The 20,181-nt window shown below is 41.6% G+C and carries 22 protein-coding genes; 1 reads left to right on the forward strand and 21 read right to left on the reverse strand.

Annotation, left to right across the window (positions count from 1 at the left end; all coding sequences use genetic code 11):
* Positions 1–113 precede the first annotated feature (113 nt).
* The 21 genes from C8P65_RS05535 to C8P65_RS05640 form a co-directional block, all read right to left on the reverse strand.
* Entirely contained in the window at positions 114–785 is a 672-nt protein-coding gene (locus tag C8P65_RS05535) for an MIP/aquaporin family protein (RefSeq protein WP_107781946.1), read from the reverse strand.
* A gap of 129 nt (positions 786–914) precedes the next feature.
* Entirely contained in the window at positions 915–1,154 is a 240-nt protein-coding gene (locus C8P65_RS05540) for a hypothetical protein (protein WP_107781947.1), read from the reverse strand.
* 52 nt (positions 1,155–1,206) lie between these two features.
* The gene (locus C8P65_RS05545) at positions 1,207–2,394 is read right to left on the reverse strand and encodes a glycoside hydrolase family 57 protein (protein ID WP_107781948.1); all 1,188 of its coding nucleotides are present in this window, start codon (positions 2,392–2,394) and stop codon (positions 1,207–1,209) included.
* A gap of 10 nt (positions 2,395–2,404) precedes the next feature.
* Entirely contained in the window at positions 2,405–3,694 is a 1,290-nt protein-coding gene (locus C8P65_RS05550; RefSeq protein ID WP_107781949.1) for a glycosyltransferase family 4 protein, read from the reverse strand.
* Between the two features lie 54 nt (positions 3,695–3,748).
* Positions 3,749–5,692, reverse strand: coding sequence for a glycogen debranching enzyme N-terminal domain-containing protein (locus tag C8P65_RS05555; protein WP_107781950.1), 1,944 nt, complete (start codon positions 5,690–5,692; stop codon positions 3,749–3,751).
* 90 nt (positions 5,693–5,782) lie between these two features.
* Positions 5,783–6,355, reverse strand: a complete 573-nt coding sequence (locus tag C8P65_RS05560; RefSeq protein WP_107781951.1) for a hypothetical protein — start codon at positions 6,353–6,355, stop codon at positions 5,783–5,785.
* Positions 6,356–6,427: 72 nt separating this feature from the next.
* A complete protein-coding gene (locus tag C8P65_RS12235; protein WP_245887335.1) occupies positions 6,428–6,913 on the reverse strand; it encodes a hypothetical protein in 486 nt (161 codons plus the stop codon).
* Positions 6,914–6,956: 43 nt separating this feature from the next.
* Entirely contained in the window at positions 6,957–8,921 is a 1,965-nt protein-coding gene (locus C8P65_RS05570) for an alpha-amylase family glycosyl hydrolase (protein WP_107781952.1), read from the reverse strand.
* A gap of 239 nt (positions 8,922–9,160) precedes the next feature.
* Positions 9,161–10,069 (reverse strand): DUF3078 domain-containing protein, encoded by a 909-nt coding sequence (locus C8P65_RS05575; protein ID WP_095913925.1) that lies wholly within the window; start codon positions 10,067–10,069, stop codon positions 9,161–9,163.
* A 19-nt stretch (positions 10,070–10,088) separates the two neighbouring features.
* Positions 10,089–10,433 (reverse strand): iron-sulfur cluster assembly protein, encoded by a 345-nt coding sequence (locus C8P65_RS05580; RefSeq protein WP_009390034.1) that lies wholly within the window; start codon positions 10,431–10,433, stop codon positions 10,089–10,091.
* A 20-nt stretch (positions 10,434–10,453) separates the two neighbouring features.
* The gene (locus C8P65_RS05585) at positions 10,454–10,870 is read right to left on the reverse strand and encodes a SufE family protein (RefSeq protein ID WP_107781953.1); all 417 of its coding nucleotides are present in this window, start codon (positions 10,868–10,870) and stop codon (positions 10,454–10,456) included.
* A gap of 70 nt (positions 10,871–10,940) precedes the next feature.
* A complete protein-coding gene (locus C8P65_RS05590) occupies positions 10,941–11,855 on the reverse strand; it encodes a glutaminase (RefSeq protein ID WP_009390037.1) in 915 nt (304 codons plus the stop codon).
* A 5-nt stretch (positions 11,856–11,860) separates the two neighbouring features.
* Positions 11,861–13,147, reverse strand: coding sequence for a gliding motility-associated protein GldE (gene gldE, locus C8P65_RS05595; RefSeq protein WP_107781954.1), 1,287 nt, complete (start codon positions 13,145–13,147; stop codon positions 11,861–11,863).
* Between the two features lie 55 nt (positions 13,148–13,202).
* Positions 13,203–13,631 carry a single-stranded DNA-binding protein gene (locus C8P65_RS05600; protein WP_107781955.1) on the reverse strand — a complete coding sequence of 143 codons (429 nt, stop codon included), beginning with the start codon at positions 13,629–13,631 and terminating at the stop codon, positions 13,203–13,205.
* Between the two features lie 50 nt (positions 13,632–13,681).
* Positions 13,682–14,743, reverse strand: coding sequence for an A/G-specific adenine glycosylase (gene mutY, locus C8P65_RS05605; RefSeq protein WP_211305884.1), 1,062 nt, complete (start codon positions 14,741–14,743; stop codon positions 13,682–13,684).
* 16 nt (positions 14,744–14,759) lie between these two features.
* On the reverse strand, positions 14,760–15,077 hold the full coding sequence (locus C8P65_RS05610; protein WP_009390047.1) for a YbjQ family protein: 318 nt from the start codon (positions 15,075–15,077) through the stop codon (positions 14,760–14,762).
* 28 nt (positions 15,078–15,105) lie between these two features.
* Positions 15,106–15,318, reverse strand: coding sequence for a Sec-independent protein translocase subunit TatA/TatB (locus tag C8P65_RS05615; protein WP_107781956.1), 213 nt, complete (start codon positions 15,316–15,318; stop codon positions 15,106–15,108).
* A 63-nt stretch (positions 15,319–15,381) separates the two neighbouring features.
* On the reverse strand, positions 15,382–15,762 hold the full coding sequence (locus C8P65_RS05620) for an endonuclease domain-containing protein (RefSeq protein ID WP_107781957.1): 381 nt from the start codon (positions 15,760–15,762) through the stop codon (positions 15,382–15,384).
* Between the two features lie 384 nt (positions 15,763–16,146).
* Positions 16,147–17,130, reverse strand: a complete 984-nt coding sequence (locus tag C8P65_RS05630; RefSeq protein ID WP_107781959.1) for a DUF4837 family protein — start codon at positions 17,128–17,130, stop codon at positions 16,147–16,149.
* 162 nt (positions 17,131–17,292) lie between these two features.
* Complete coding sequence (gene aspA / locus C8P65_RS05635; RefSeq protein ID WP_107781960.1) at positions 17,293–18,678, reverse strand: aspartate ammonia-lyase; 1,386 nt, start codon at positions 18,676–18,678, stop codon at positions 17,293–17,295.
* 267 nt (positions 18,679–18,945) lie between these two features.
* On the reverse strand, positions 18,946–19,131 hold the full coding sequence (locus tag C8P65_RS05640) for a hypothetical protein (protein WP_107781988.1): 186 nt from the start codon (positions 19,129–19,131) through the stop codon (positions 18,946–18,948).
* Positions 19,132–19,344: 213 nt separating this feature from the next.
* On the opposite strand from C8P65_RS05640, the gene C8P65_RS05645 reads away from it, so the two are divergent.
* Positions 19,345–20,157: a S24 family peptidase gene (locus C8P65_RS05645; protein WP_107781961.1), complete on the forward strand. Its 813-nt coding sequence runs from the start codon at positions 19,345–19,347 to the stop codon at positions 20,155–20,157.
* Positions 20,158–20,181: the final 24 nt, after the last annotated feature.

Genomic DNA, 20,181 nt, shown 5'->3' on the forward strand with positions numbered 1-20,181 from the left:
TATTTAGTTAAGAATAAAGGGCAAAGGTACATATTATTTGATAATTAGCAAATTGAAGGATAAAAAAACAAGGTGCCAATGACACCTTGTTTCTTATAAAATTCAATTGATTTTTATTTTTTTGTTTCAATCACTTTCCAAATACCTGCAGCACCACAAGCACCGATAAATGGCCCTACAATGAAAATCCAAAGATGTTCTAAAGCAGACCCTCCTGCAAAGAGTGCCGGAGCTATACTACGCGCAGGATTCACTGAAGTTCCTGTATAACGAATACAAGCCAAATGAACAAGTACCAAACCTAAACCAATAGCCAAGCCAGCAAATTTGTTAGTTTCCCCATTTTCTTTTGACGTTGCTCCTAAAACGATGAGCACAAATACGCAAGTGAAAATGATTTCTGCCAACAGACCGCCTAAAACAGTCACATTTGCATCTTGCAAATCATTAGCGCCAGTGCCTGTCAAACCTGCATTAGAGGTTAAAACAAACAAAAGCGTTGAACCAATTAGCGCTCCAATAACCTGTGAGATCATATACCCCACAGCGTCCTTGCCATTCATTCTTCCTGAAAGGAATACCCCCAACGTAATCGCTGGATTGATATGGCAGCCTGAAACGCCACCTATGGTATAAGCCATCGCTACAACCGATAAGCCAAATGCTAAGGCTGTACCAATTACTGTTGAAGGAATGTCATTTGTGCAGCCTAAGCTCACAGCTACACCACATCCCATTAAAACTAGCACCATAGTGCCAAACATTTCTGCTAAATACTTTTTCATATTCTTTTTTTTAATTAAACGTATTTATTATCAGAGGCAAAGGTATAAAAAATATATGGAAAAACAATTTTTGCTACAAAAAATAGTCGCCAATATTCACTACTGACGACTAAATTATTAATTTCTAAATTAAGGTAGATACAGCGAACTGTCTATGAGGCTTTCATCAGCCTCATATTTGGCACCTTTCTGCCTGTCCTTAGGAGGATTTGCGTAGAAAAACTCTTCCGAGTCTAACGCTTTCACCTTACGTTCCGCATCAACGGTTTTTCTTGCAAATCTATTAGATACAGACATTTCGACGGCGTCATTGCTGACAATCTCTTCGTAGAGATGATTGATTTTGGGTTTAGCATTTTCTAATTTCATTTTGTCTGTTTTTTAAAATTATTATTAAACTTTCTATAAACTCGTAACTAATTTAGCCTTTCACCCGCTCGATGAAGTCGCTTAGCACGTTCATATAGTTGATAAACGCTTCATACGGCGATTCGTAAGGCAAAATGTACTTGTGATAATCAGCACCTGAGAATAGCTTAGTGCGCATAAAATAGAAATGCTCACTGGCTTGCAGCCTACTATAGTCTTCGTTTAGCTCTGCATTCTTTTTCTTCTTCACCAAAGGTTGTATTTTGAATAGCTCGGTAAAGGCTTCTTTTTGTAGTTCGTTTCCTAACCACGAAGTGATATCGCGCTCTTCGTCTGTCCACGAAATAGGGTAAGGCACAGGTAGTATATCTTTAGCCGTATGCTTTTTAGTAACTTCCTTAGGCAATAAGAACTGATAATTAGGGTTTTCGGCTATCTGCTGTATGAAATATCTCACAAAATCGAAAATACCACTTTCAGCGCGGTTGTAGTGCCCTATTACTTCGTAGTTCATAAACAGGTTGAGCACTTCAGTATCTTGTAGGCTGTGCGATACCCAATCAACGTATTTTTCTGAAGTAAGTGGGTATTCACTCCAGTTTTTGTCAAAAAAGCGTATTGCTATATCATCACTCAGCTTACTGTTCTTTAGCAAGAGGTTGAGGTTTTCGTCTAAAGCATTTTTATAGACGAAGTTAGGACTCTTCCACCCTAATACGTGCTTAGCTCCATCGGTAAGCATCGTCTTGAAGCCCAAGTCGGCTACTCTTTTGCCTATTTTATCAGAATAGATCAGAGATGTATTGCGGAAGGTTACCGGCTTTTTGCCAAAAAGCTCTTTGATAGCGGCACTATGGCGTTTTACCTGCAATTCAAACTCATCAGTGTCTTCAGATAGCGATGCCAATGAGTGCGAATAGGTTTCAGCTAAGAACTCCACTTGTCCTGTTTGGGCGAGTTCCTGAAAAGAGCGTATTACCTCTGGGGTGTGCATTTCGAGCTGGTCAATAGCTGAGCCCGAAATAGAGAAAGCAACTTTGAATTTGCCTTCGTATTTCTTGATAAGGTCTAACAATAAAGCGTTAGCAGGCAAGTAGCAGTTTTCGGCTAAATCTTCTAATTCTGAGCGGTTAGCGTAGTTGTCAAAATAGTTGTGTTTCTTTCCTATGTCGAAGAATTGATATTTTCTAAGACGTTCGGGGTGATGGATTTGAAAATAAATACAAATTGACTTTTTCATAATGGTGGTTTTACATTAAAGATTCGTAGATTTTTTTGAGTTTCAGCGAGGCGGTTTCCCATTTCAATTGGTTTACCTCTTCATAACCTTCGCGTTGCATAAAGTTAGATAGGGTGGGGTAAGCCAGTACGCCGTATATCGCATCGGCGAGGGCGTTGATATCCCAATAATCTACTTTTATAGCGTGGTGGAGCACTTCGGCTACTCCCGATTGTTTAGAGATGATGGTGGGCACCCCAGAGCGCATTGCCTCTAAAGGTGAAATACCAAAGGGTTCAGATACAGAGGGCATCACATACACATCGCTATAGCGGAACATACGTTGTACATCGTTGCCGCGCAAGAAACCTGTGAAGTGGAAGCGAGTGCCTAAGCCCAATTGGGCTACACGGCGTACTAAAGGGTTCATCTTCTCGCCACTACCAGCCATCACAAAGCGGACATTAGGCAGGCGTTTCATCACTTTGGCAGCGGCTTCTACAAAGTACTCAGGACCTTTTTGTAGAGTGATGCGCCCTAAGAAAGTTACGATTTTATCTTTGATGCCGCGTTCCTCACGGTCTTCGGTATCGGTTTTAAAGTCTACGGCATTATGCACTGTGATAACTTTTTCAGCAGGGATACCATATTTTTCTATAACGATATTGCGCGTCCAGTTACTTACCGTTACTACCCTGTCGGCAGCCTCCATACCTCGTTTTTCGATGTCGTACACTAAGGTATTGCGGTTAAACTCACCTCCGCGGTCGTATTCGGTAGCGTGTACGTGTACTATTAGCGGTTTTCCTGATATTTTTTTAGCGATGATACCTGCACTATAGGTTAGCCAGTCGTGGGCGTGAATTACATCAAAATCGTGGTTTTTGGCTATTGTACCAGCTACTAAGGCATAACGATATACCTCTTCCATTAGGTTAGCCCCATATTTGCCCGAAAACTGAAATTTATTATGGTAGCTGATGCGTTCACGGTTTTCGCCTTCTTTGAGGTATCGGTCGCGCTCGCGAGCAAAGGTTTCGGGGTCGAGATAAGGCACAAGGTTAGAGCCTATCTCCATAAAATTGATATGTTTCCAGAACTCTTCTATCTTCTCGGTGTTCTGAAGCATTTCTACATCGCTGGCATTGATAATCTTTGCCACACTACTATCCTCATCACCTGAGGCTTTGGGCATTACAAATAGTACTTGTACGCCATTTTTGGCTAACCCCTGAGCTATACCGAGGCAAGCCGTTCCTAACCCTCCACTGATGTGTGGGGGGAATTCCCAACCAAACATTAATACTCTTGCATTCTTCATACGCTTTTATTGATTTTTCTAAACCCCTCGATTTTGAAGGGTTTAAATTCTGAGTTATTTATTACCTTTTAGCAGCCATTGTGCCCTTAAAATCTCTGATACATTCTTGGCTTTAGAGATACATCCTCTTGATTGGAATGGTGGATTGCCGTCATAGATAGCCGAAATGCAGCCTACTCCGTGGTCGTTGAGTTCTTCTTCGAAGTCAGCGAGGATACTTTCAGCATCAGGTATGTAGGCATCGCCGTAGAGCTTTAAGTTAGCTTCTATGTAGAAACCTATCAACCAAGGGTGTGCCGACCCGTTGAAAGTTGCCTTATCGCGTACGTATACGGGGCCTACACCTTCGCCTTCATAACGAGGGCTCTCAGGTGATAGCGTGCGCAAACCACGTGGGGTAAGGAGCTCTTGGGTGATAATCTTTAACACCTTGCGTTGTCTTTTTTCAGTAAGAGGTGAGTAGTTAAGCGCACAAGCCAATAGCTGGTTAGGACGTACTTCAGTGTTTTGATGAGTGTGGTTAGCATAGTCAGCTAAGTAAGATTCGGCTTCATACCAGAAAGTCTGATTGAAGCTCTCGGCTATAGTAGCAGGCAGAGTAGCCCATTCGCTCAAAAATGCTTTATCTTTAGCCTCATCAGCCATTGCAATAGCATAGCATACAGCATTATACCATAGCGCGTTTACTTCTACCACATATCCATTTCTAGGTACGATAGCTCCGTAATTGCCCTCAGCGTCAAACCACGTAAGGGGGCGACTTAGGTTATCACTCCATATCAGTCCGTTGTCGTCCATACACATTGTTTTGTGCTTACGGCTGCGGTAGGTTTGTAGGATAGCTTTCAGCAGCTCGCCATATTCTTTCCACAGTTGTTTTTTGCTCTTGTTGGTTTCTTTTTCGTATTGCTGAAGCGTCCAGAAGAACCACAATGAGGTATCGGCATCAAACACAGGATTGGTGACGTGGGTACTAATGTCGCGGGCAAAAAGTCCCTCATAAAAATACTTGCAAGCAGAGGTAAGCACCTCATCGAATATCTTGGCTGTATTGCCGGAAAGAGCAATACCCGGTAGAGAGATAAAGGTATCGCGGGTGTTGCTGTCAAACCAGTGATATCCTGCTTTGATGCGTGTTTCGCCTGCCTTGTGTATCAAGAATTGGGCAGCACTGTACTGTAGGCACTCTTGAGCAGAGTTGCGCTCAGTGCGTTCTTTTAGGTATTTGTTGAAATTCTTTTCGAGGGTTTTGCTTTCAGCCTCTTCAATGCTAGCAGAAAAGACGATGCTTTCGCCCTTCTTTAGGCTCACTTCAAAATAACCAATGCTTAGCAAATCTTCCTGATAGTCATAGCCGCGTTCTTTTTCTTTAGTGTAATAGATATTGTTATTCCAATACGCATTGTTTATAAAGTCAACTTTTTTGCTAAACTGCATATATAGGTATGGAAACTCAGGGTACAGGCGAGCACGTATGCCATTATCAGCAGCTTCGGGTTGAGTGCTAGCTACAGGGTTTTGTTTGCTAAGCGAATGTATATCGCGGAAAGCCAATAGAGGGTTTAAGCGCAATTTAGTAGCTGAGTGCGCTTCGAGTAGTGTATAGCGCACCAATACTTGTGGAGCGTTGTGCATCATTAGTATTTCTTTCTTTAGCAATACCCCGCCTACTTGGTAGGTAACGGTAAAAGCTTTTTCGTAAGAAATATCTACGATATACTTATGTCCGCGTGGCTCATAAGTGCCCTCGTACTTATGTACCCCAAAGTTGAAATCGCGTCCGTGCTGTATGATAGTTTCATCGAGTGATGAAAGCATTACATAGTTTTTGCCTCTAAATTTTTCGATAGGCACTACTAATAACCCGTGGTATTTACGGGTATTGCAAAATACAAGGGTAGAGGAGCAGTAGCCTCCTCCGCGGTTGGTACCTAAGAACTCTCTGTTAAGAGAGTACTCTAGATTGATAAGTTGGTCTTTTTTGAATGATAAATACATAACAATTGATAATTAATAATAATTAGGTTGTAGTATAATACGCGTTATTATGTTTTAGAGATAGTTAAAGTTTTAAACTTTTGACTAAGTTTATAACTTATTATTTCTTTCATACTCCCATCGACCTAATTCTTTTCGTTTCTCAAGCTGGTGTAAGGCTAATTTTTTTATTTCTACATCGTTAGTCTGAGAAACTAATTGCTCTAAAGCTAAAAAACTCTCAGGTTGTGGCTGGGCACCTATAGCATAAATGATTTTTCTTACATAAGGGTATTTAAAATCTTCAGGCTCTAAATATTTGGGAACGTTGTCTATTGCTTTTAGTAAGATAGGAATGTTTTCTATATTATTGTTAAAAGTCGACTGAAAAGCACTTGCCATATCCTCGTGTTCAGAGTGAAAATCACATAACAAAAACTCTTGAAATAAAGCTTCATCTTCTTCTTTACTCATACTATTAGGTAATTTCCAAAGAATGGTATCAAAATACTGATTATAATCATTTTCGTCTAGATAATCCTTAACACTAACACTCAACAATAAATATCTTAACTGCTCATAATTAGCTTTAAAAGCAGTTTTTTCTATAAACTTTTCTCTATTGATTTTCCAATCACATAAATCTTTGATGAGTTGTTGGTTTTTTGAACTTATGATTTCCATTTTCTTGTTTTTTGCTTACTTAGATCTGTGAAAAAAATATATAAAATATTAGAGCTCTTGTCTAAAAAACTGTTACTCACTTGTTAATTGATTAGATGGTAAATCAATGATTTCAAATCTTTCATCTGTTATCATTTTGATAATGCCTTTTTGTTCAAGAGTAGGTAGAAAAATTTTCATTACTTCTTTTCGAACTTCATTTTGAGAAAAATCACAAATAGACCATTCACTTCCAAAATTTCTATAGTATACCTCTATTTTTTGTATGAAATCATCAATAATTTCTTCTTTTTTTACAAGAACACTCTCTGATCGCAAATCTTCTTTTAAAGGTAGTTTTTCAGGGTGAAAAATAAAAATAATATCATCATCATTTACTAAAGAGATATACCCTTTTTCCTGCCATTTTAATAAGGTTGGTAATACTTTGTTGTAATTATCTCTAAAGTGCCTATTTACCCCATCGATTAATGTCCAATTAATTATAGGGCTTATCAAGTAAATATTATCACGATAAATAGTATCTAACAATATGCCGATGAGTCTTTTAAGTTTCATAATGTTTTTTTCAAAATGTGAGGTACTATTTATATAACCTTTGTCAATTGTCAAATTTTAAAACCATTGCAATTCTCGCGGGTATATACAGCGATAAAAGGTTCTTCTTCTCTAAGTACTGGGTAAAGTGTTCGATGCTCTCATCTATGCGGTTAGCTCCTGCAAAAGCGGGGTTGTCAGTACTTAGTACGGTTAGGTACTTGCCGGCACGCACCTCAAACGGATAGTCGCTATATGAGGTGGTAGGGTTAAAACTGAATACGAATAGATAGTTGCCACGCTCGAATACGAGTATTTGCCGCTCGATGTCGCGTACTAATACACGAGGCTCGTAGGTCAATAATCGGCTGCGTGCTATTAGGTGTATCATTGCGCGGTCGAAAGCGTTCAGATATTTGAATTTTAAGTTAGGGTCATCAACCAAACTCCAGAGGCGGCGTGCGTGGGCGTAACTCCAGCCGTTGCCCTCGCGAGGGAAGTCAATCCACTCGGGGTGCCCCCATTCATTACCCATAAAGTTTAAATAGCCTCCGCCGGCAGTGCCTAACGTTACGAGGCGTATCATTTTATGTAGAGCCATTGCGCGGTCGATGATGAGATTGTGGTCGAACACGCTCATACCGGTGTAGACCTCTTTATCGGTCATACGGAAAAATATGGTCTTATCGCCTACGAGAGCTTGATCGTGACTTTCGGCGTAGCTTATGGTGCGTTCCTCGGCGCGTTTGTTGGTCAGTTCATAATAAATATCGCCTACGTGCCACTGTTCATCGGGTACTTCTTTTAGCAACTTAATCCAATAGTCGGGTATGCCCATACTCATCTTGAAATCGAAACCCATACCCCCTTCAGTTATAGGCGAAGCTAAGCCCGGCATACCACTCATCTCTTCGGCTATAGTAATAGCTTGAGGATAGAGCTGATGTGTGACTAAGTTGGCAAGCGTTAGGTAGGTTATTGCCTCTACATCTTCATTGCCGTCATAATAAAAACTATAGTTAGTAAACGCTTTGCCAAGTCCGTGGTCGTAATAGAGCATACTGGTTACTCCATCGAAGCGGAAGCCGTCAAACTGGTATTCTTCGAGCCAATACTTGCAGTTAGAGAGCAAGAAGTTGAGTACTTGGGGCTTGCCATAGTCGAAGCAGCGAGAGTCCCACACAGGGTGCTTGCCGCGCTCACCACTATGGAAGTACAAATAATCAGTACCGTCAAAATAACTGAGCCCTTCTGCCTCATTGCTTATCGAATGCGAATGCACAAGGTCTAAAATTACGCGTATGCCTAGGCCGTGTGCTGTGTCGATGAGCTCTTTGAGCTCTTCGGGGGTGCCGAAGCGTGAACTCACCGCAAAGAAATTAGCTACCTGATAGCCAAACGACCCATAGTAAGGGTGCTCTTGTATAGCCATTAGCTGTATGGTATTATAGCCCAAATCAGCGATGCGAGGCAGTACGTATAGACGAAACTCTACAAAGGTGCTCACGCGCTGATGCTCGGTACTCATACCTATATGCGCCTCATAGATAAGGGGCGGTTCGGCAGTATTGGGGCGAGAGTGCTTCCATTGGTAGGGCACAAGGGGTTGCCATACTTGCGCAGTAAATACTTTAGTATAATCGTCTTGTACTGCGCGTAGGGTATGTGAAGGCAACCGCTCACCGCTACCGCCGTCCCACTCTACTAACAGTTTGTAGAGCATTTGGTGGTGCAAAAGATGTGTGGGGAGCCGTAGTTCCCAATTTTCCTTGTTGAGTTTTTTAAATGAGAAGTGATTGTTTTTTTGCCAGTCATTACCTTCAAAAAGGAGGTATATAGCCGTTGCGTTAGGAGCCCACTCGCGCAACACCCATTCGTTAGCTTCAAAATGTAAGCCGTAGTACAGGTGAGAGTTGCAGTTATCTGCCAATCGGGCGGCATCGCCTTGCATAGTGCGTGCGGTGGCAGTAAAGTGTTTTTTTCTATCCTCTATAATGCTGAGGTAGGGTAATAAAAGTGGGTCGATCATAGTGGTGGTATTTTTTTGGCTTATGGAAAAGTCATTGAGTAAGGCTTTTGAGTAAGTCAAACTTAATTTCGCCGTAAAATTAAAATAATTTTTTGATATTCGCAAAAGTTTTTTACGAAAAAATAATATATTATTAAGGATTGCTTACTTATTTGTCAGTATATTAACAAATTAGCCCATTAACAGACAATCACGTCTGTTAATGGGCTAATTTATTAATTATTAAATTTACTAAATGTTTAGAATTTGTAAGTTACTCCTAAACCTAATACTTCGCGTATTTGGAAGGCTTTAGCGGCATTATCATCATAGATAGCTTGGAAAGTGAAGTTTGCTGTTAGATACTTGTTGATAGTCATCACTAAGTTGGCAGTGTAGTCAATATCTATGTTTTGAGGTTTATCAAGGTAGTTGCTATACAATGATAGTATGTTTTCAAATGAAACATTGTCCATTACATTGAATTTAGCATAGCCACTAAGTGAGAAACCGAGCTCATAGCGTATTGTTTTACCTTTCTCTACTCCGTAGAAACTACCAGCTTGTGTCCATCTGCTTCTGGCAGTAGTAATTTTAGAAGTTGCAGGAGCGATATTCACTTTTAGGTTGTCGCTTTTCTTCCACAAGATACCAGGACCAAATTGTACATACCCAGGTGAAAGCAATTGGTTTATAAGGTCGCGCTGAGTGCCAGAAGTGTACTTATAACCATCGGTCATTTGGGTTTTGAAGTTGAAGAAGAATGAGTAGAACCACTCTGGATTGGTCATCTGATAACCAAGGACAGAGTTTACTTCGAAACGGTCTGTTGTTTTGCGAGTGAATTCATCGCCTTCTAACTTAGTAAGACCGTAATCGATATATAGGTTGTTATCCCAAGCTAAACGGTCTTTCTTATAGTTGAATGCATAGCTAACAGCAAGGCTTGCTGCTACGTTGTTAGTACCCCCTCCTGTCCAATCGTTATTGAAGGCAGCTTGCGAAAACATTAATGAGGCATTGCCTCCTTTTGTCCAACGAGGGGTAGCAGGAGCTTCTTGCTCAGGGGCTACAGTAGGGTCTTGAGCAACTCCATCGGTGCTCTCTTCTTGGGCAAAACCCATTGATACAGCAGAAAGTAATAATGCTGAGAATAAAAGTTTTTTCATAAGTGATTTATTAATTAGTTTACAAAAATCCGAGTTCGAGTTTCGCTACCTCGCTCATCATATCCTGATGCCAAGGCGGGTCGAAAGTGAGTTCAACAATGGTTTCGTGAACATCATCAATGCTCTGTACCTTTTCTTTTACTTCCATAGGGAGGGCGTCGGCTACAGGGCAGTTAGGCGAGGTGAGGGTCATAAGTATCTTCACATCGCAGTCTTCATTTACGAATACATCATATACTAAGCCTAATTCGTAGATATCTACAGGTATTTCGGGGTCGTATATTGTTTTAAGCACTTCTACGATTTTCTCGCCGAGTACTTCAGTGTCTATTATTTTTTGAGTATTTGTGGTCTCTTCAGCCATTTGTTTATAGATTTATGTCCTTATTTTTTTGCTTGTAGCAGGGCGTATCGCTTCATCTGCTCGAGCATACTCACCAATCCGTTAGCACGGGTGGGCGATAAGTGTTCTTTGAGTCCTATTTGGTCGATAAAGTCAGTTTTGGCCGCTAAAATCTCTTCGGGGGTGTGGCCTGAATACATGCGCACCAATAAGGCTACAATACCTTTGGTGATAATGGCATCGCTATCAGCTGTAAAGAATATCTTACCCTCTTGGTAGTCAGCGTGTAGCCATACTTGACTTTGGCACCCTTTGATAAGGTAATCGTCAGTTTTGTACTGTTCTGCTATTAGGGGCAGCGACTTGCCCAACTCAATCATATATTCATATCGCTGCATCCAATCTTCAAAGAGTGAAAACTCTTCTATTATCTCGTTTTGTATTGCTTCTATAGTCATTAGAGTGTGTGTTTTTGGGCGGCAAAGATACAAATAATTAGCTAATTAGCAAATCGATAAAATTTACGGATTAAAAAATTGAGGTATGGGTTTGGGCAGTAAATTCCTCTAAAAATAGCATTCCGCGGTATGAGTTGCCTTTGTTATTTAGCTTAGGGCTCCACACGGCAATGCTGTAGTGGTTAGGCAATAAGGCTACGATGCCTCCGCCCACACCACTCTTGCCCGGTAAGCCTACCTTGAAAGCAAATTCACCTGACTCATCATAAAAACCACAGGTTTGCATAATTGCATTTACCCGCTTAGTACAAGTGTCGGTGAGTATTTGTACGCGGTCGTGCATACGAATACCATCATTGGCTAAAAATGAAAATATATAGGCTAAAGACTTGCAACTGAGTTCTAACGAACAGAGTTTGAAGTAGAAGTTAAGCACCTCTATAGGGTCGTTTTCTATATTTCCTAACGATTTGATGTAATAGCATAGCGCAAAATTTCTATACCCTACTGATTTTTCAGACTCGGCTACTCTGATAGAATAGTTTACTGACTCATCATTTGCCAAATCGCGGACGAAAGTAAGGAAATCGGCTTCGGCATCTTCTAAAATAGATAGCAAAATGTCGCATACAACTATGGCTCCTGCATTGATAAGCGGATTGCGTGGAATACCATTGTCAGCCTCTAATTGCACAAGCGAGTTAAACGAAGTGCCCGAAGGTTCTACATCTACGCGTTTCCAGAGTTTGTCGCCTATGATGCTGTAGGCTAAGCACAACGCTAATACTTTTGAGATACTTTGGCACGAAAACTTCTCGTCGCAATCGCCTATGCCAAAGGATTGCTTGTTGAGGCTATAGAAATACACCCCAAACTTATTAGGGTCTACTTGTGCCAATTCGGGGATATAAGTAGGTACTGTGCCTACATTCTCAGCTTCCATTACTGTTTTATAGGCTGCTTCTATAATTTTTGAATACTTCACGTCAATTAACTGTTAATTTTTACTTTAATTTCCTTTATTCGGTGTTTGTCGAAGGCTTCTACGGTGAAACTATAGTTGTGAAACACAATAGGTTTGCCTTTTTGAGGGAAGTTGCCTGATATTTCGAGCAAAAAGCCTGCTAAGGTCTCTGCTTCTCCTCTTTTTTCATCAAAAAGCAAGATGTTTTCATCGTTCATCTTTACGATGCGGTAAAAATCTTTTAACACAGTCTTGCCTTCAAAAATATAGGTGTGATCATTAATCTTAGAGTATGTAACATCATCATCGTCAAACTCATCATTGATGCTACCTACTATTTCCTCCATAATATCTTCTAAAGTGATGATACCGCAAGTGCCGCCATACTCGTCTACCACTACGGCTAAGTGTATTTTCTTTTCTTGGAACTCGCTGAGCAAATCGTCTAACTTCTTATTTTCAGGCACGAAGAAAGCTTTTCGCATTACCTTAGTCCATTCAAAATCAGTCTTTTCGATATAAGGCAACAGGTCTTTGATATAGATAACCCCTGTAATATTGTCTAAATTTTCGCGGTATACGGGTATGCGCGAGTAGCCTATTTTTACTATCTCGCTCAACACTTCGCTAAAAGGGGTATCCTCGCTGAGAGCAAAAATATCTACGCGGGGCACCATCACTTCGCAGGTTTCGGTATTACCAAATGATACGATACTCTCTAATAACTTCTTTTCTTCATTGGTAGTATCCTCTTCTGATGCCAATTCTAAGGCTTGCGAAAGTTGCCCAACTGATATATTGCTCTTAGTTTTGCCTAATCGCTTTTGAATCCATACGGTGAAAGACTTCATCGGTAGGCTGATAGGGGTGAAAATGGTATCGAGTATATAGATGAAGTAGGCCACTCTCTTAGCGAAAGCTAAATTATTTCTGTTAGCGTAAATTTTGGGCAATATCTCGCCGCATAGCAAGAGCACAAAGGTTACCAACCCAATATCCATCACATCGCGCAATATAGGGTTTTTGATGCCTCCGAAGGCAAAGTTGGTCAGCTCTGGTGAGATAAGCACTATAGAGATATTGACCAAGTTATTAGCGATGAGTACGGTAGCCAACAGCTTTTTAGGGTTTTCTACCATTTTGGCTATCAGGTTATTGGCAGAATTATGGTCTTCTTTCAGCTCGTCTATTTCAGTAGGCGAGAGCGAAAATAAGGACACTTCGGAGCCAGAGATGATAGCAGAGCAGAGCAGCAGTAAGCAAAAAATAGCAAATTGTACTATCAGCGCAATATCTACGGTTAAAAAGGGCATCAGCAACGATGCCGAGAGGGGTTCTGTTTCCAAAATAAAAGAATTTCGTTATACATTAAAACGGCACTCCATTAGCATCTAACTCAGGCGACGATTGAGTAGTAGGGGTGCCAGCTACCGGCGGTGGGGTAGCAGCTTTAGGGGCGCGCATATTGGGCAGCAGATTCATATCGCTTACTACTACCTCGGTAATATAGCGAGGACTGCCGTCTTCAGCCTGCCAAGAGCGTGTGCGCAACTGTCCTTCTAAATAGATAAGGTCGCCTTTTTGGGTGTACTTTTCTATGGCTTCAGCCAGCTTATTGCGTACCACTATATTGTGCCACTCGGTGTGCTCTACGCGCTCATTAGTATTGCGGTTAGTATACTCTTCGTGGGTAGCGAGTCTGAACTGACCTACGCAATTGCCTTCGCTGAAATAGGTTAGCTTTATTGCCTCGCCTATGCGTCCGACAAGGATAACTTTATTTACATATCCGTTCATTGGTAAATTGGGTTATGGGGTTAAAAGATGTTACAAAAGTACGATTTTTTTTATAACTTCCAAAAGTTTTTGATAAAGTTTGCGGTAAGAGCCGATACAGGATAGCGCTCTAACTGGCTGATAGATATGCCTTTTTCGAGTGGAGAGTGGGTGGTAAGTACCCAAAACGAGGTGTGTATGTGCTGGTGCGTGAGCTTATGCACAACAGGGCTTTCGTTATACAAATAAGGAGTGATGAGGGGGTGTTGCTCTCTTAGCAGCTCAGTAAGGGCAGCAGCAGAGAGGAGCGTAGAGGTTTCGATAAGCGGAAATTCGTAGAGTCCGTGCCATATATCTTTGCCTTCCCTCTTCTGAAGGAGGGTTTGCTGATCGGCACTCAGCCATACGAGGTAGTTGAAGTAACGCTGCTTTATCTTGATTTTCTTGAGTTTGGCAGGCAAAACACCTACCTGATTATGAGCCCAAGCCCAACAGCTGTCGCGCAATACGCAGTTAGCACAGTCGGGAGACTGAGGGGTGCAGACGATTGCGCCAAACTCCATTATGGCTTGGTTGTATTCGCCTGCCCGAGGCTTGTCTAACAACTCATTGGCTAAGGCTTTGAATTCTTTGGCAGCAGCAGGGGTATTGATAGGCGTCTGCACCCCAAAGAGGCGTGATAATACGCGATATACATTGCCATCGACTACTGCACAAGGCTCGTTATAGCAGAAAGAAGCAATGGCACTGGCAGTGTAATCGCCTATGCCTTTGAGTTTTACAAGTTCTTGATAACTTTTAGGGAAAACACCCCCCAACACTGTGGCTATGTGCTGAGCGGTATGATGTAGATTCTTAGCGCGTGAGTAGTAGCCCAAGCCCTGCCATAACTTTAGCACCTCTTCTTCTGAAGCCTTTGCTAAATCGGATACGGTAGGGAAATGAGTGATAAATCGCTCGTAATAAGGGAGCCCTTGTACTACGCGCGTTTGCTGGAGGATAACCTCGGAGAGCCAGACTTTATAGGGGTCGGCTGTGCCACGCCACGGCAAGTCGCGTTTAGCCGTAGCGTACCAAGAGAGCAATTTGCTGGTTAGCCAATTTGCCGATTTGCCGATTTGTTGATTTGCCAATTCGCAGATGAGCTAATTATACTTGTACGGCTGTGCCACTAGCGGTTACCATTAGCATACCCCCATTAGCCCCTACGGTTTCGTAATCGAGGTCGATGCCGACCACTGCATTAGCACCGAGGGCTGCAGCGCGCTGTTGTAATTCTTTTAAAGCAGTTTCTTTGCCTTCGATAAGTACTTTTTCGTAGGTAGTAGAGCGCCCACCGAAAAAGTCGGTAAGCCCCGCCATAAAATCCTTAATAGCATTCGCCCCGATGATGGTCTCGCCAGTAACGATGCCTAAATATTGCTTAATAGGATGTCCTTCGATTGTAGGTGTTGTTGTTAAAAGCATAATATCAATTTGTCGATTTGTCAATCTGTTAATTTGCAGATTTGTTGATTTGTTCGTTGTCTGATTTGCTAATTTGCTCGTTGTCTTTAGCAGGGTCTTTAGTGGCGTCCTTAAACTCGCGGATGCCTGTGCCTAAACCACGCATTAATTCAGGGATTTTCTTGCCCCCAAAAAGCAATAATATAAGGGCTACAATAATTACTACTTGCCAAGGCCCTACCATTCCTAAAAAAATATTCATATATTTTATGTTGTTAATTGTTGTATTTCTTAATTTTTATAACTGAGTAAAGGTGTTAGCTACCTATTCCTCAGAAAAGGTTATCTTTTTTAGTTCGTCTATTTTACTTTCTAAAGAGAGTACTACACTAAACATATTTGTTTTAATATCTTCATTTGAGAAATGAATAAAAGTTATTCCCCATTGCTCTATTTGCTCTTGTCGAACTTTATCTTCTACATATCTGAAATCGTGTATATGACCATCTACTTCAATAGCTAACTTCAATTCTTGGCAATAAAAATCAACTATATACTCTAATATAGGTACTTGTCGCTTAAATTCTACTCCTAAAGCTTTGTTTTTGATTTCTTTCCATAAAAGTACTTCAGATAAAGTACTGTTATTGCGTAAATATCGAGCAAACTCTCTGAGTTTAGGGTTATAAGGTATAATGTTTGGCATTGGTGGTTCTTTTTTGACCTCCCCCTGCCCCCTCCAAAGGGGGAATGGGTAGCTATAATTTTTGTTGGTTTGTCTTTTGACCTCCCCCTGCCCCCTCCAAAGGGGGAATGGGTAGCTATAATTTTTGTTGGTTTGTCTTTTGACCTCCCCCTGCCCCCTCCAAAGGGGGAATGGGTAGCTATAATTTTTGTTGGTTTGTCTTTTGACCTCCCCCTGCCCCCTCCAAAGGGGGAATGGGTAGCTATAATTTTTGTTGGTTTGTCTTTTGACCTCCCCCTGCCCCCTCCAAAGGGGGAATGAGGGAGTTATAACTTTTATTGGTTGTATGTCAAAATCATTTTATAGTGCAAAAGTACATTATTTTTTTTAATTACCAAATAGCTGTTAATCATTAAAGCTAATTGATTTGATAATAGCTTCGAGTTCAAATAGTACATCGCGTTTTGATACGCCTGGCGCATACAGAAAGCCCTCGGCAACTAATAGGCGGTTCTTGGCTTTGTCCTCAATAATGTAGTTGATATAAGGGCCACCTAAAGCAAAACCTTTTACCTCCCACAAGCCTTTGCTCTCTAAAGCAAAATGGTTTTTTATCTTTACTTCGCTTACACTGGGTGCTAGATAGGTTTCGGTAACCATATACATTCCTTTTTCAGGTCCGGGAATGTACTTTTCGCCTATCGAGTCGCGCATTTTTACAATCGCTTTAGCACGTCCCTCTTCGTCAGTGGGAATGCTCTTAAGCGGCATTTCGTAAAGGATAACACTTGCACGACCCCCTTTGATAGGGCGCTCTATCCAGAAGAAATTGTTTTCGTGTTTTACTATTTTATAGAAAGAAGGCATCTGTAGCTTTACCCCCAGAGCCTGTGTGTATTCGGTTTCGGTATTGAGCGATTTCTGAAAACGATGACGCGTTTCGGCTAATTCGTTTTCTTTGAAAGCATTGATAAATAGGCGGTGATATTCCTCTATTTTGCAAGCAATGTCGCGCACTTTCTTAGCCTCGATAATGGCTACTACCTGAGGTTTAGCATACACATTCTCTTTAATAGCGCCTTGTGGCTGATTGCCACGGCTGACTATCAGCACATTGCGGCTGTTGCGTGTGTTGCCCTCGAATACTTGGGGAGGCACTTGGTGAAGGGAGAAAGTGGGTTCTTCATTAGGAAGTCCGTCGATAGGGGCAGCGAAGTAGCGGCGTATAGTATCGCCTACTGACCCTTCCCACAGGTCGTTATCAATTACTACAGCTAAGCTGTTAATAGGGCCTACCGAGGCAGGCAGATAGGTTTCGCCCCCCTTGCTATCAGAACAAGCGGTAACAAAAACCGAAAGTAGCAAACTTACTAATAATAAGCGTTTCATAAAAAAGATACATTAAGATTCTTATGCGTAAAAATACACAGCCAAAATCGTTCCAAATTTTATAAAACGGAGAAGAAAATTTTGAATTAGTAGTTAGTAACGAGTCGTTAGTCATTAGAATGCTGACTGCTAACGACTAACGATTCATCACTAAAGACCTTATTAAATCATATTTTTGGGGTCTAAGATTTGGTCGAGTTCTTCTTTAGATAGCAGTTTGTGCTCAAGGACTAAGTCGTAGACTGACTTGCCGCTCTCTAACGCTTCTTTGGCTATCTTGCTGCTGTTCTTATACCCAATATGTGGGTTGAGCGCGGTAACAATACCTATACTGTGTTTCACCATATTGAGACAAACTTCGCGGTTGGCTGTGATGCCCTCTATACACTTAGTGCGCAAGGTGTCGATAGCACGTTCTAAGAATACGATTGACTCGATAATACATTGGCAAAGCACTGGCTCCATTACGTTTAGCTGTAACTGTCCTGCTTCGGCTGCAAAGGTAACCGTTAGGTCGTTGCCTATCACCTTGAAGCACACTTGGTTTACTACCTCGGGAATCACTGGATTTACCTTGCCTGGCATAATTGATGACCCTGGCTGCATCTTAGGTAGGTTGATTTCGTTTAAACCTGCACGAGGGCCTGAAGAGAGCAAACGCAAGTCGTTGCATATTTTTGATAGTTTTACCGCCATACGTTTTAGGGCAGAAGAGTAGATTACATACGAACCTGTGTCGGGGGTTGCCTCTACAAGGTTGGCTGCTGTAACGAAGGCTTCGCCTGTGAGAGCCGCTAACTTCTGAGCGCATAGCTGAGCATAGCCCTTAGGAGCATTAAGCCCTGTACCAATAGCTGTACCGCCCATATTGATTTCTAAGAAAAGTTTGGCGTTGCTTTGTAGGCGTGCGATTTCCTCTTCGAGGTTGGCTGCAAAGGCTTCAAACTCTTGACCTAAAGTCATAGGTACGGCATCTTGTAGCTGGGTGCGCCCCATCTTTATAACATCAGAAAACTCTTTTCCTTTTTGACGGAATGCCTCGATGAGCAATGATAGGCGTTCGATGAGCTTTTTGTTCATCTTAATAACAGCCAACTTCACGGTAGTAGGGTAGGCATCGTTAGTAGATTGAGACTGGTTTACGTGGTCGTTAGGCGAGCAGTGTTGGTATTCGCCACGTCCATAGCCCATAATCTCTAACGCGCGGTTGGCAATGACCTCATTAGCGTTCATATTCACTGAGGTACCTGCGCCCCCTTGAATCATATCAACCAAAAACTGGTTGTCGAACTTGCCGCTTATCACTTCTTCGCAGGCTTGGCTGATAGGCTTTAGCAGGGTGTCGGGTAGAAGCCCAAGTTCGTGATTGGTTTGTGCTGCCGCTAACTTCACGTAGCCGATGGCTTTTACGAACTCAGGATAGTCGCCCATTTTAGTTCCGGTAATGCGGAAGTTTTCGATAGCACGTTGGGTTTGCACTCCGTAGTATGCCTCTGCAGGCACTTGTAAGTCGCCAATAAGGTCGGACTCAGTTCTAAATTTTGTCATAATTCTTACTATTTTTTTAATTTAATTTGTCGGTTTGTAACATCCCCCCAGCCCCCTTCAAAGGGGGAGATGTGATGGTCAGCATACACGAAAAACTTTTTAGCAATCTTATTTTAAAGTCTTTCATAAATTAGACCGATAGGGTTAAATGTGAGCTGTACTAAAATTTCGGTAAAGGTACGAACTTTTTTTTAATTACAAAAAATAATTTGTCGATTTGTCAATTTGTCGATTTGTCAATTTGTCGATTTGCCAATTTGTCGATTTCTAAATTTCGCGGTTGAGTATTCTGTATAAAGTCTGTCGGGAGATGAAAAATTTGGGGTGAATGAATTCGCGCCATATCACGGTGATGGGGATGTAGCGGGCATCGTGACGATTAAATTCTTCTATCACCGCTCTGTCCCGCAGCGCTAAGTTCTGCTGACGCGAATGGTGACTCTCTATCAACATCCTCTCGACTTGATAGCTCTTGCTTGTTTTCTTTGTTGATTTCATTGTTGTTTATCTTATTTAGTTGTTAATTATCAATTGTTTTGTATTTTTGTCGCAACTTTTTGTCCCCTCTTTTTTACAAGGCAAAAGTATAGAGATATTCTCTATTGTGCAAATTTTTATAAAAGAAATTCTCTAAAAATTTTGCTTTTGGTATTTAAGTGTTTGTATATGAATGTAAAAGAAAGAATAAAACAATTTATAGAAGCCCAAAACCTTACTATTTCGGCTTTTGAGAAGGAAATAAACGCCTCGAATGGCTACATCAATAGTATCTCGAAGAATATTGGCATTGACAAACTCAATACGATTTTAGAGAAATACCCTAAACTGAATGTGGAGTGGCTTATCACCGGAAAAGGCGAAATGCTAAAGTCGGGGGGTGCATTGCCGTCGTTGCCCCGAGTGGAGATTATTAAACCTATAAAGGTGGAAGGGCGCAGTTTGGTGCCTAAGGTGATAGTGGTAGATGACCGCGATAATGACCGCATTCCGTTAGTGCCTGTGCGTGCGCAAGCGGGGTACCTGAATGGATATGACGATGAGCGCTTCATAGAGCAGCTACCTACCTATAGTCTGCCTACTATGCAAAATGGTACTTACCGTATGTTTCAGGTGAGCGGTCTGTCGATGTACCCTACTTTGCAAGACAGTAGTTATGTGGTGGGGAAGTTTGTTGAAGATTGGGATACGCTCTCTAACAACCGCGTGTGTGTGGTGGTGACGGCTAATGATGGGGTGATAGTGAAGCGCGTGGTGAATAGCATCAGTAAGTATGGTACGCTGTATTGCAAGTCGGACAACCGCGACTATCCGCACCTATCTATACATATAGAAGATGTGAAGGAGATATGGGAGTGTAAGATGCATCTTTCGTTTGAGTTCCTCGACCCTGTGACGAACTACCAAAAAATAGCTGAGCTGGAAGCCGATGTAGCGCACCTGAAAGAAGAACTTGCAGAAATTAGGAAATTAGCAAATTGAAAAAGGTTGCTTGCAGACGCAAGC

Origin of the sequence: Capnocytophaga leadbetteri, from assembly GCF_003054025.1 — a bacterium.
In the GTDB taxonomy this organism is placed as follows: Bacteria; Bacteroidota; Bacteroidia; order Flavobacteriales; family Flavobacteriaceae; genus Capnocytophaga; species Capnocytophaga leadbetteri.

Excerpts from the sequence above, each read along its gene's own strand:
- C8P65_RS05535 (WP_107781946.1), bottom strand. The coding sequence starts at position 785 with ATGAAAAAGTATTTAGCAGAAATGTTTGGCACTATGGTGCTAGTTTTA.
- C8P65_RS05540 (WP_107781947.1), bottom strand. The coding sequence starts at position 1,154 with ATGAAATTAGAAAATGCTAAACCCAAAATCAATCATCTCTACGAAGAG.
- C8P65_RS05545 (WP_107781948.1), bottom strand. The coding sequence starts at position 2,394 with ATGAAAAAGTCAATTTGTATTTATTTTCAAATCCATCACCCCGAACGT.
- C8P65_RS05550 (WP_107781949.1), bottom strand. The coding sequence starts at position 3,694 with ATGAAGAATGCAAGAGTATTAATGTTTGGTTGGGAATTCCCCCCACAC.
- C8P65_RS05555 (WP_107781950.1), bottom strand. The coding sequence starts at position 5,692 with ATGTATTTATCATTCAAAAAAGACCAACTTATCAATCTAGAGTACTCT.
- C8P65_RS05560 (WP_107781951.1), bottom strand. The coding sequence starts at position 6,355 with ATGGAAATCATAAGTTCAAAAAACCAACAACTCATCAAAGATTTATGT.
- C8P65_RS12235 (WP_245887335.1), bottom strand. The coding sequence starts at position 6,913 with ATGAAACTTAAAAGACTCATCGGCATATTGTTAGATACTATTTATCGT.
- C8P65_RS05570 (WP_107781952.1), bottom strand. The coding sequence starts at position 8,921 with ATGATCGACCCACTTTTATTACCCTACCTCAGCATTATAGAGGATAGA.
- C8P65_RS05575 (WP_095913925.1), bottom strand. The coding sequence starts at position 10,069 with ATGAAAAAACTTTTATTCTCAGCATTATTACTTTCTGCTGTATCAATG.
- C8P65_RS05580 (WP_009390034.1), bottom strand. The coding sequence starts at position 10,433 with ATGGCTGAAGAGACCACAAATACTCAAAAAATAATAGACACTGAAGTA.
- C8P65_RS05585 (WP_107781953.1), bottom strand. The coding sequence starts at position 10,870 with ATGACTATAGAAGCAATACAAAACGAGATAATAGAAGAGTTTTCACTC.
- gldE (WP_107781954.1), bottom strand. The coding sequence starts at position 13,147 with ATGCCCTTTTTAACCGTAGATATTGCGCTGATAGTACAATTTGCTATT.
- C8P65_RS05600 (WP_107781955.1), bottom strand. The coding sequence starts at position 13,631 with ATGAACGGATATGTAAATAAAGTTATCCTTGTCGGACGCATAGGCGAG.
- C8P65_RS05610 (WP_009390047.1), bottom strand. The coding sequence starts at position 15,077 with ATGCTTTTAACAACAACACCTACAATCGAAGGACATCCTATTAAGCAA.
- C8P65_RS05615 (WP_107781956.1), bottom strand. The coding sequence starts at position 15,318 with ATGAATATTTTTTTAGGAATGGTAGGGCCTTGGCAAGTAGTAATTATT.
- C8P65_RS05620 (WP_107781957.1), bottom strand. The coding sequence starts at position 15,762 with ATGCCAAACATTATACCTTATAACCCTAAACTCAGAGAGTTTGCTCGA.
- C8P65_RS05630 (WP_107781959.1), bottom strand. The coding sequence starts at position 17,130 with ATGAAACGCTTATTATTAGTAAGTTTGCTACTTTCGGTTTTTGTTACC.
- aspA (WP_107781960.1), bottom strand. The coding sequence starts at position 18,678 with ATGACAAAATTTAGAACTGAGTCCGACCTTATTGGCGACTTACAAGTG.
- C8P65_RS05640 (WP_107781988.1), bottom strand. The coding sequence starts at position 19,131 with ATGTTGATAGAGAGTCACCATTCGCGTCAGCAGAACTTAGCGCTGCGG.
- C8P65_RS05645 (WP_107781961.1), top strand. The coding sequence starts at position 19,345 with ATGAATGTAAAAGAAAGAATAAAACAATTTATAGAAGCCCAAAACCTT.